Consider the following 9,763-nt stretch of genomic DNA (forward strand, 5'->3'; position numbering starts at 1 on the left):
GGCGCACCCGGTGGCGGTTTCCGTCCGCCGGCCGGCGGCGGTGGCCGTCCGGGTGGTGGCGGTCGTGGCCGTGGCGGCGGCGCCGCGGGTGCCTTCGGGCGTCCGGGTGGTCGGCCGACCCGAGGCCGCAAGTCCAAGAAGCAGCGCAGACAGGAGTTCGACAACCTGTCGGCCCCGACCATGTCCTCGGGTGCTCCCCGCGGTCAGGGTCAGGTCGTCCGGCTGTCCCGTGGCGCCTCGCTGTCGGACTTCGCCGACAAGATCAACGCCAACCCGGGTTCGCTGGTCCAGGAGATGTTCAACCTGGGCGAGATGGTGACGGCGACCCAGTCGTGCTCCGACGAGACCCTGCTGCTGCTGGGTGAGCACCTCGGCTTCGACGTGCAGATCGTCAGCCCGGAGGACGAGGACCGCGAGCTGCTCGCGCAGTTCAACATCGACCTCGACGCCGAGGTCGCGGCGGACCGCCTGGTCAGCCGTGCGCCGGTGGTGACCGTCATGGGTCACGTCGACCACGGTAAGACCAAGCTGCTCGACGCGATCCGCAAGGCGAACGTCGTGGCCGGCGAGGCGGGTGGCATCACCCAGCACATCGGCGCCTACCAGGTCCACGTCCCGCACGAGGGCGAGGACCGGGCGGTCACCTTCATCGACACCCCGGGTCACGAGGCGTTCACCGCCATGCGTGCCCGTGGTGCCCAGGTCACGGACATCGTGATCCTCGTGGTGGCGGCCGACGACGGCGTGATGCCGCAGACCATCGAGGCGCTCAACCACGCCAAGGCGGCGGACGTGCCGATCGTGGTGGCGGTCAACAAGGTCGACAAGCCGGAGGCGAACCCGGACAAGGTCCGCCAGCAGCTGACCGAGTACGGCCTGGTCGCCGAGGAGTACGGCGGCGACACCATGTTCGTCAACGTGGCCGCGAAGCCGGGCATCGGCATCGACGAGCTGCTGGAGGCGGTCCTGCTGACCGCCGACGCGTCGCTGGAGCTGACCGCTCCGATCGACGGCCCGGCGCAGGGTGTCGCCATCGAGGCGCACCTGGACAAGGGCCGTGGCGCGGTGGCGACCGTCCTGGTGCAGAAGGGCACGCTCCGGGCGGGTGACTCCATCGTCGCCGGTGGGGCGCACGGCCGGGTCCGGGCCATGCTGGACGAGAACGGCACTCCGGTCGACGAGGCCGGGCCGGCGCGTCCGGTCATGGTGTTGGGTCTGACCACGGTGCCGGGTGCGGGTGACACCTTCCTGGCCGCCGAGGACGACCGCACCGTGCGGCAGATCGCCGAGCAGCGGCAGGCGCGGCGGCGGGCGGCGTCGTTCGCCAACTCCCGTGGCCGGGCCACCCTCGAGACGCTCATGGAGCAGCTCAAGGAGGGCGAGAAGACCTCGCTCAACCTGGTGCTCAAGGGCGACGGCTCCGGTTCCGTGGAGGCGCTCGAGGACGCGCTGTTCAACCTCGACATCCCCGAGGAGGTCCAGCTCCGGATCATCCACCGGGGCGTGGGCGCGATCACCGAGAGCGACGTCATGCTCGCGAGCGCCTCGAACGAGGCGGTCACGATCATCGGCTTCAACGTGCGGGCCGCCAACAAGGTCCGCGAGATCGCCGACCGCGAGGGCGTGGAGATCCGGTACTACACGGTCATCTACCAGGCCATCGAGGAGATCGACGCCGCGCTCAAGGGTCTGCTCAAGCCGGAGTACGAGGAGGTCGAGCTGGGCACCGCGGAGATCCGCGACGTCTTCCGCTCGTCCAAGATCGGCAACATCTCCGGCTGTATCGTCCGGTCCGGTCTCATCCGCCGCAACGCCAAGGCGCGGCTGCTGCGGGACGGGGCGGTCGTGGCGGACAACCTCACGATCAGCTCCTTGAAGCGGTTCAAGGACGACGCGACCGAGGTCCGCGAAGGCTTCGAGTGTGGTCTGACGCTGGGCGGTTACAACAACGTCCAGGTCGGCGACATCATCGAGACCTTCGAGATGCGGGAGAAGCCGCGCGCCTGAGCGGTGTGACATGACGACGGCCGGGGCCCCAGGGCCCCGGCCGTCGCCGTTTCCGCAGGCTGGAACAATCTCCGGCGTGCCCAGGTACGCGCTGCTGCTCGCCCCGTCCGCCAACCGCGTCTACGCCGACGCCGCCGGCCGGCTGACCCGCGCCGAATTGGAGATCTTCGCCGGCTCCGGGATGCTCGACGCGGCCCCCGTCGACGTCGCGGCGGAGCGGATCGGCGGGGTGGAATACCTGACCTTCACCGCACCCGAGCCCGGGCTCGGCACCCGCGACCTGGCCCACCTGGCGAACCTGTCGGCGGCGTACGCGCTCTTCGAACGGGTCGGCGACGACCTGCTCCGGCCGGTTCCGCTGCACCCGCTGGCGCACTACGACTCCGACCTGATCACCATCCAGAAGTACGCCGGCAAGACCAACGAGCAGTTCACCCGGCTGCTGCTCAACGTCACGCTGCTCGCCTCGGCCGCCGCGCCCCGGATGCTCGACGGCGGGCTGGTGGTGCTGGACCCGCTCTGCGGCCGGGGCACCACGCTCAATCAGGCGCTCATGTACGGCCACGACGGCATCGGCGTGGAACGCGACAGCCAGGACGTGGAGGCGTACACGGCGTTCCTGCGCACCTGGCTGCGTCGCAAGCGGCTCAAGCACACGGCGGAGACCACGTCCGTGCGCCGGGACCGCAAGCTGGTCGCCCGCCGCTTCGAAGCGGTGCTCTCCCCGTCCCGGGACGCGCACCGGGCCGGCGTCACCCAGCGGGTCGTCGTGCTGAACACCGACACCACCCGGGCCCGCGAGGTGCTCCGTCCCCGCTGCGCCGACGTGATCGTGACCGACGCGCCGTACGGGGTGGCGCACGGCAGCCGTACCGGAGCGGGGTTGTCCCGCAGCCCGCTGGAACTGCTCGCCGCCGCGGTACCGGTGTGGCGGGAGCTGCTGCGGCCCGGCGGCGCGGTGGGGCTGTCCTGGAACACCCACGTGGCGCCGCGCGCGGCGGCCGAGGCGGTGCTGGCCGACGCCGGCCTGCGGGTCGTCGACGGGCCCGGCTGGCGGGACCTCGTCCACCGCGTCGACCAGGCGATCGAGCGGGACGTGCTGGTGGCGGTCGCCCCTTAATCGCGTGCCGGGCGGCACCCGCCCGCGTACCGTTGCTCGCCGTGTATACCGGAACCGCGCTGTTCGACCTGTTGCTCCCGGGCGACTCCCGCTCCCTGAAGGCCAAGCGGTCCTACGTCCGGCCGATCGTCGCCGCGCTGCGCAAGTTCGAGGTCTCGGCCGCCGAGGTCGGCGCGCTCGACCTGCACGGCCGGGCCGAGATCGGGGTGGCCGTGGTGGCCGCCGAACCGGCCCACGTCCGCGAGGTGCTCGACTCCTGCGAGCGGCTGGTCGCCGCCCGCCCGGAGACCGAGCTGCTGTCGGTCCGCCGCCGCCTGCACGGCGCGGACGACTGACGCCGTCGGCGCGTCGCGCGGCAGCCGGGCCGTGCCGCGCGACGCCCGACCGGACGCGGGTAATGTTCTTCGACGTTGGGCGGTCGGATCCGGCGGCGCAGGCCGTCGTCCGTCGCCGGCCGACGGCTCCCGAGCACGGCACGGCGTACGCCGGCGCCGCGGCCGGAGCCACAGAACCGTGATCGTGGAGGTGGGGAACATGTCGGATCCGGCCAAGGTACGCAGGCACGCGGAGCGCATCCGTGAACTGGTCGCGTCGCTGGTGCGGAGCCAGATCAAGGACCCCCGGCTCGGCATGATCACGATCACCGACGCCCGGATCACCGCCGACCTGCGCGACGCCACCGTCTTCTACACCGTGCTCGGCGACGCGGCGGCCCAGGCGAGCACCGCCGCCGCGCTGGAGAGCGCCAAGGGCATGCTGCGCAGCACGGTCGGCAAGGCGCTCGGGCTGCGGCACTCGCCGACGCTCACCTTCGTCCTCGACGACGTGCAGGACCAGGTCAAGCACATCGACGACCTGCTCGCGGCCGCGCGCAACGCCGACGCGGAGGTGCAGCGGCTGGCCGCCACCTCCTCCTACGCCGGCGACGCCCAGCCCTACCGGGTCGAGGACGAGGACGAGGACGCTCCGGCCGGTGACTCCGCGGCCGGGGGCGAGCCGACCGGGGACGACGAACCGCGCGGCGGCGACCGCCGGTGACCGGGGCGGGCCCTGGTCCCACGGACGCCGAATGGGCGGCCGCCGTCGAGGCGGTACGCGGGCTCCCCGCCGACCCGCGGGTGCTCCTGATCTGCCACGTCAACCCGGACGGGGACGCGCTCGGCAGCATGCTCGGCTTCGGACTGGGCCTGCGCCGGCTCGGCGTACGCCGTCTCCAGGCGACCTTCCCCGGGCCGCCCGACGTCCCCGAGCCCTTCCGCTGGCTGCCCGGTGTCGAGCTGCTGGTGTCGCAGGACGACGCGTACCCGGATCCGGACCTGGTGATCTGCTTCGACGCGGCCGGTGACTCCCGCCTGGGCGACCTCGTCGACCGGCTGGGCCGGGCGGGCACCTCGCTGGTGCTGGACCACCACGCCTCGAACACCGGCTTCGGCCGGATCAACCTGGTCGACCCGCACGCCGCGGCCACCTCCGTGGTCGCGCTGGGCCTGCTGGACCGGCTCGGCGTCCCGCTGGACGCGGAGATGGCGACCGGGCTCTACGTGGCGCTGACCACCGACACCGGCTCGTTCCGGTTCGAGGCGACCACCCCGGCGGTGCACGAGATGGCCGCGCGCCTGCTCGCCACCGGCATCCGCCCCGGCGACATCTCCCGGCGGATCTTCGACACCCGCCCGTTCGGCGCCGTCCGGCTCTTCGGCGAGGTGCTCGGCCGGGCCACGCTGGAACCCGCGGCCGCCGCCGGGCACGGCCTGGTCTGGACGTACGCGACCCACGACGACCTGGCCCGCCACGACCAGCCGGCGTACGTGCTGGAGGCGCTGATCGACTCGGTGCGCTGCACCGCCGAGGCGGACGTGAGCTGCGTGGTCAAGCAGTCCGGGGACGCCGAGTGGGCGGTGTCGCTGCGGAGCAAGGGCGCGGTGGACGTGAGCCGGGTGGCGGTGGCGCTCGGCGGCGGCGGGCACCGGTTCGCGGCCGGCTTCACCGGTCGGGGCCCGCTCGACGAGGTGGTCGGGAACATCCGCGCCGCGCTCGGCGCCGAGGTGCTCGTCCCGCACTCCTGACCGCCCCGCCTCCCGCCCGCTTCTCCGACCCCGCCGTTTCCCGAGGTGGCGGGGTCGTCCCGGTCCTGCCGTGTGTTTCGTGGCGGCGTCTCTCCGCCCCCCCCCCAGATGCCGCCGCGACCTGCCCCTCCCGGTCCTTGCGCGGGTTGACCGACCCCCTTGGCGGCCCCTCGGCCCCGGACCCCGCCAGCTCCCCGACGTGGTGACCCCTCGGCCGGGTGTAAGCGCGAATTGTGCCGGCTGTCCGTTTCTTTGGGAGATCTTGGAAGTTCGGGGCCCCTCTGAGGGCCGTTTTCTTCCAAGATCTCGGCGAGCGCACGAGCGCACGAGCGCACGAGCGGGCGAGCGGGCGAGCGGTGGGGAGGGAAGGGAGCGCACAGGCAGTGCGTCCGTGTTCCGGAGACGTCCCGGCGCCGGTGGTACGTGATGGGTGTCTGCCAGGTCGGGAGGCACCCATGGCGTTCCACTGACGGGGTTGGCGAGCGGTGGGTGGAACGTCATGGGTGTCTGCCGGACCGCGACGCACCCATGGTGTTCCACTCGGGGGGTTGGCGGCCGGTGGGTGGAACGTCATGGGTGTCTGCGGGGTCGGGATGCGCGCGGTTTCCACCCGCCGGTGTGCGTGGACTGGGGTGGCTTGTCCGGTTCGGCGGTGGTGGGCGGCACCCCGGGCGCGGAATCGGCGCCGGGTCGGCGGCGTTGTAACCCGGTGGACGACCGAGCAGGCAGCGAGCCCCTGAGCGCCGCCCCGCCCCCGGGAATGACGGTGGGCGGCCGGTCGTTGCACATCATCCCGGCGCCGCGACGAGGCCCCCCGCCCCGCGAGCTGCCGAACCCCGGCCCCCGCCACACGGCCTCCGAGCCCGACGGGCAAGCCGGATCCCCCCGAAGACTTTTCGAGCGCCTGACGGTGCCCACACCCCCCCCGGGTGTGTTGACCCCCGAATGGAGCCCCCTCATGAACACGATCCTGCGTAAGAGCATTCTCGGTATCGCTGGTCTGGCCTTCACCGGTGGTGTGTTCGCCGGTCCGGTCGCCGCCCACGCCGACACCCCCGCCCACGCCGCCGCTGGTAAGCCCGTCGCGGTCGCGTCCGTGCAGGGTGAGCAGTCGACCATCACGCTGAACGACGAGCAGCTGGCCAACGCGAAGGCGATCATCGCCGCGACGAAGAAGGCCGGTCTGCCGGAGCGGGCCGCGGTCATCTCGATCGCCACCGCCCTGCAGGAGTCGAAGCTGGAGAACCTCGGCCACCTCGGCGACCGCAACGACCACGACTCGCTGGGCCTGTTCCAGCAGCGCCCCTCCTCGGGTTGGGGTACGCCGGAGCAGATCACCGACCCTGAGTACTCGACCCTGGCGTTCCTCAAGGGCCTGAAGCAGGTCGACGGCTGGGACACCATGCCGCTGACCGAGGCCGCGCAGACCGTCCAGGTCTCCGCCTACCCCGACGCCTACGCCCAGTGGGAGAAGCAGGCCACCGACATCGTGGCCCAGCACTGGACCAAGTAAGACCACCGAAGGCCGGCACCCCCGAGCGGGGTGCCGGCCTTCGTCGTATTCTGCGCAATCACGAGGCGTGCCGGTCTTCCCGCGTTACGTCACGCTGGGGACAATCGGGTGATGGATCATCCCCGCGAGCTCACCGTCGATGCGCCCCGGGTCTGGGACCGGCCGGTCGTCTCCGTACCGGTGCTGATCTGCCTCTCCCTGGTCGGGGGTCAACTTCCGTCGTTCTCGACCGCGGCGAACCTCTACATCCTCGGTACGGGCGGAGGGCTGATCTGGGTCGGGCTGAACAACCGGGTGCCGAGGCGTCCGGCCCCACGTCGGTTGCCGTCCGGCGCGCTGTGGTGGCTGCTGCCGGTCACCGTCTTCGGCGTCTTCGAGGGGGCGACGTTCGTGCTGTCCGTGGGCGACGACTTCCCGACGTTCTCCCGGCTGGCCGATCCGCTGCTGGAGGATCATCTGGCTCGCTCGGCCGCCTGGTTCGCCTGGCTGGCCGCGTTCTGGGGACTGGTCCGCCGATGATGCGCGCTCTGGCGATCGGCGGGTTCCTGGCCGCGCTGCTGCTGTTCGCGGCCGTCGAGTGGGCGGCCCGTCGGGAGGGTTCCCGGATCCCGTCGCTGGCCGACGTGTGCGCCTTCGTCATGCGGTACGAGGTGGGCCCGGTCCCGGTCGGCCGGATCGGCCTGTTCGGCTTCTGGTGGTGGCTCGGCTGGCACTTCCTGGCCCGCTGACGACCGCCGAGCCGCCCACCTCCCAGGTGTGCGGCGCCGGCCTCGGCCCGCTCCTGTTCGTGGCTCGTCCTGCCGTTCCGAGGCACCGCGCCCGTGGCGCCCCGTCGTCGTGCGGCCCGCCCGTTTCCCGATCGCCCTGCCCGTCCGGCACGCGGGCACGCCCGCACACCGGCACGCCGGCGCTCCCGCATACCGGCACGCCTGCGCGGGAGCGCCGGGTGAACACCACCGGTCCCGGGAAGCCGTCCGCCCGTCGGCCGGAGGTGTCCGCATTGCGGGAACAGTGGGCAACATCTGGAAAGTGAACGTTAATTTGGGTGAGGGCCGGCGCTTCGCGGCGCTGGTCACGGGCGGTGGTGCCGCACCCGGCATCGCCTCCCTCCAGGGTCAGACCGACCCGGGCTCACGCTGCCAGGCGAGCCGCTCCGGTGATCCCGGACCGCTGCCGGCGCTCAGCAGGCCGACGACTCCCGGTCGCGGCGCGACGGTCGTCGCGTCACCGCCGGAGCGCCGGACGCCCGTAGGGCCGCCGTGCCTCGGTGGTCCGCACCCTGGAAGGACTCGATTCCATGCCCAGCAAGCGCAAGCCGCAGACCGAGACCACCACCGACGAGGCGCGCGAGCAGATGCGCCGCGCGCTGCAGACCTCGATGGACACCCGTCAGTGACGCAGGCCGTCCGGCGGTGACGTCGGCCGTGCCAGGCACCGGGCCGACCGCCCGGGCCGAGGCCGACGTCACCGCCGTACGCGACCGGAGTCGCCGGGCCGTGCCGGTGCCGAACCGGTCCCCGCACCCCGCACGGCGGCGTTACCGTCTTGCCGGTGCGCCGCATCCTCGTCGTCGGCAGCTCCGGCGCCGGCAAGAGCACGCTCGCCGGTGAGCTGGCCCGGCGTCTCGACCTGCCCCTGATCCACCTCGACCGGCACTACTGGCGGCCCGGCTGGACCCCGCCGGACCCGGTCGAGTTCCGTGCCGAGGTGGCGGCACTGGCCGCCCGCCCCGCCTGGGTGATGGACGGCAACTACGCGGGCACCCTCGACCTCCGGCTGCCCCGCGCCGACGCCCTGGTGCTCTGCGACCCCTCCCGCGTCCTCTGCCTGATCCGGGTGCTGCGCCGCCGCTGGCTCCACCGCGCCACGCCCGGCGCCGCCGGGCCGGGCCGTGCCACGTCCCGCCCCGATCTTCCCGACGACTGCCCGGAGCGGATCGACCTCGACCTCCTGCGCCACGCCTGGCGCTATCCCCGTGACTCCCGCCCTCGGGTGCTGGCGGCCGTCGCCGCGTACGCGCCCACGATCCCGGTGCACCGGCTGCGCCACACGCGGGACGTCGCGCGCTTCCTGGACCGCCTGACGTAAGCAGTACGCGCCCTTGCATTCCTTACCGCGCGCGTGCCAGGATCGGCGGCGATGAGCACCGCCGCCCTCGCCACCGCCGCCTCGCCCCGGCGGATCGCCGCCCTCGCGCTGCCCGCCCTGGTGGTGCTGGCCGCCGAGCCGCTCTACGTCCTGGTCGACACCGCCGTGGTGGGCCACCTGGGTCGGGTGCCGCTCGCCGCGCTCGCCGTGGGCGGCACGGTGATGACCCTGACCGCCTGGATCGGCACGGTCGTCGCGTACGGCACCACGGGCCGCTCGGCCCGCCGCTTCGGGGCGGGGGACCGGGCCGCCGCGGTGGCCGAGGGCGTCCAGGCGTCCTGGCTCGCGCTCGCCACCGGAGTGCTGGTGGCGGTCGCCATCGGCATCGGTGGCGGCGCGCTCGCGCGTACCCTCGTCGGCGGTCCCGGCGAGGTGGCCGACGCCGCCGCCGGGTGGTTGCGGATCGCGGCGCTGGGCGCGCCCGGCCTGCTGCTCGCCGCCGCCGGCAACGGGTGGCTGCGGGGAATCCAGGACACCCGTCGGCCGCTGCTGTTCGTGCTCGGCCCGAACCTGCTCTCCGCGCTGCTCTGCCCGCTGCTGGTCTACCCGGCCGGGCTCGGACTTGTCGGCTCGGCGGTGGCGAACGCGGTCGCGCAGACGCTCTCCGGTGTCCTGTTCGCGGCGGCGTTGGTGCGGGAGCGGGTCTCCCTGCGCCCCCGGCCCCGGATGATCGGGCAGCAGCTGGTGCTCAGCCGGGACCTGCTCGTGCGAGGCGTCGCGTTCCAGGCCAGCTTCCTGTCGGCGACCGCGGTCGCGGCCCGCTTCGGCGCCGCCGCGGTCGGCGCGCACCAGATCGCCGTACAACTCTGGTTCTTCACCGCGCTGGTGCTGGACGCGCTGGCGATCGCCGCGCAGTCGCTGGTCGGCGCGGCGCTCGGGGCCGGCGACGCGGCCGGCGCCCGGTTCCTG

10 protein-coding genes are annotated in these 9,763 nt (G+C 73.2%); all 10 read left to right on the forward strand.

Features of this window, described 5'->3' with window-relative positions:
- The coding region (infB, locus tag HUW36_RS17625) for a translation initiation factor IF-2 (RefSeq protein ID WP_174529177.1) at positions 1–2,007 on the forward strand (2,007 nt) is incomplete at its 5' end.
- A gap of 76 nt (positions 2,008–2,083) precedes the next feature.
- Entirely contained in the window at positions 2,084–3,127 is a 1,044-nt protein-coding gene (locus HUW36_RS17630; protein ID WP_174529178.1) for a TRM11 family SAM-dependent methyltransferase, read from the forward strand.
- 41 nt (positions 3,128–3,168) lie between these two features.
- Positions 3,169–3,462 (forward strand): DUF503 domain-containing protein, encoded by a 294-nt coding sequence (locus tag HUW36_RS17635; RefSeq protein WP_013284668.1) that lies wholly within the window; start codon positions 3,169–3,171, stop codon positions 3,460–3,462.
- Positions 3,463–3,661: 199 nt separating this feature from the next.
- The gene (rbfA, locus tag HUW36_RS17640) at positions 3,662–4,165 is read left to right on the forward strand and encodes a 30S ribosome-binding factor RbfA (protein WP_174529179.1); all 504 of its coding nucleotides are present in this window, start codon (positions 3,662–3,664) and stop codon (positions 4,163–4,165) included.
- On the forward strand, positions 4,162–5,193 hold the full coding sequence (locus HUW36_RS17645; protein ID WP_174529180.1) for a DHH family phosphoesterase: 1,032 nt from the start codon (positions 4,162–4,164) through the stop codon (positions 5,191–5,193). The genes rbfA and HUW36_RS17645 overlap by 4 nt, the downstream gene beginning before the upstream one ends.
- A 958-nt stretch (positions 5,194–6,151) precedes the next feature.
- Positions 6,152–6,706, forward strand: coding sequence for a hypothetical protein (locus HUW36_RS17650; RefSeq protein WP_174529181.1), 555 nt, complete (start codon positions 6,152–6,154; stop codon positions 6,704–6,706).
- A gap of 111 nt (positions 6,707–6,817) precedes the next feature.
- Positions 6,818–7,225 (forward strand): hypothetical protein, encoded by a 408-nt coding sequence (locus tag HUW36_RS17655; RefSeq protein ID WP_091579953.1) that lies wholly within the window; start codon positions 6,818–6,820, stop codon positions 7,223–7,225.
- Positions 7,225–7,434, forward strand: a complete 210-nt coding sequence (locus HUW36_RS17660; RefSeq protein ID WP_172968016.1) for a DUF6186 family protein — start codon at positions 7,225–7,227, stop codon at positions 7,432–7,434. Before HUW36_RS17655 ends, HUW36_RS17660 begins: the two co-directional genes overlap by 1 nt.
- Positions 7,435–8,257: 823 nt before the next feature.
- Positions 8,258–8,794, forward strand: coding sequence for a P-loop NTPase family protein (locus HUW36_RS17665; RefSeq protein ID WP_174529182.1), 537 nt, complete (start codon positions 8,258–8,260; stop codon positions 8,792–8,794).
- 51 nt (positions 8,795–8,845) lie between these two features.
- On the forward strand, positions 8,846–9,763 hold a 918-nt coding region (locus HUW36_RS17670; RefSeq protein WP_174529183.1), incomplete at its 3' end, for an MATE family efflux transporter.

The organism is Micromonospora maritima (genome assembly GCF_902825405.1).
GTDB lineage: Bacteria > Actinomycetota > Actinomycetes > Mycobacteriales > Micromonosporaceae > Micromonospora > Micromonospora maritima.

Excerpts from the sequence above, each read along its gene's own strand:
- rbfA (WP_174529179.1), top strand. The coding sequence starts at position 3,662 with ATGTCGGATCCGGCCAAGGTACGCAGGCACGCGGAGCGCATCCGTGAA.
- HUW36_RS17650 (WP_174529181.1), top strand. The coding sequence starts at position 6,152 with ATGAACACGATCCTGCGTAAGAGCATTCTCGGTATCGCTGGTCTGGCC.
- HUW36_RS17655 (WP_091579953.1), top strand. The coding sequence starts at position 6,818 with ATGGATCATCCCCGCGAGCTCACCGTCGATGCGCCCCGGGTCTGGGAC.
- HUW36_RS17660 (WP_172968016.1), top strand. The coding sequence starts at position 7,225 with ATGCGCGCTCTGGCGATCGGCGGGTTCCTGGCCGCGCTGCTGCTGTTC.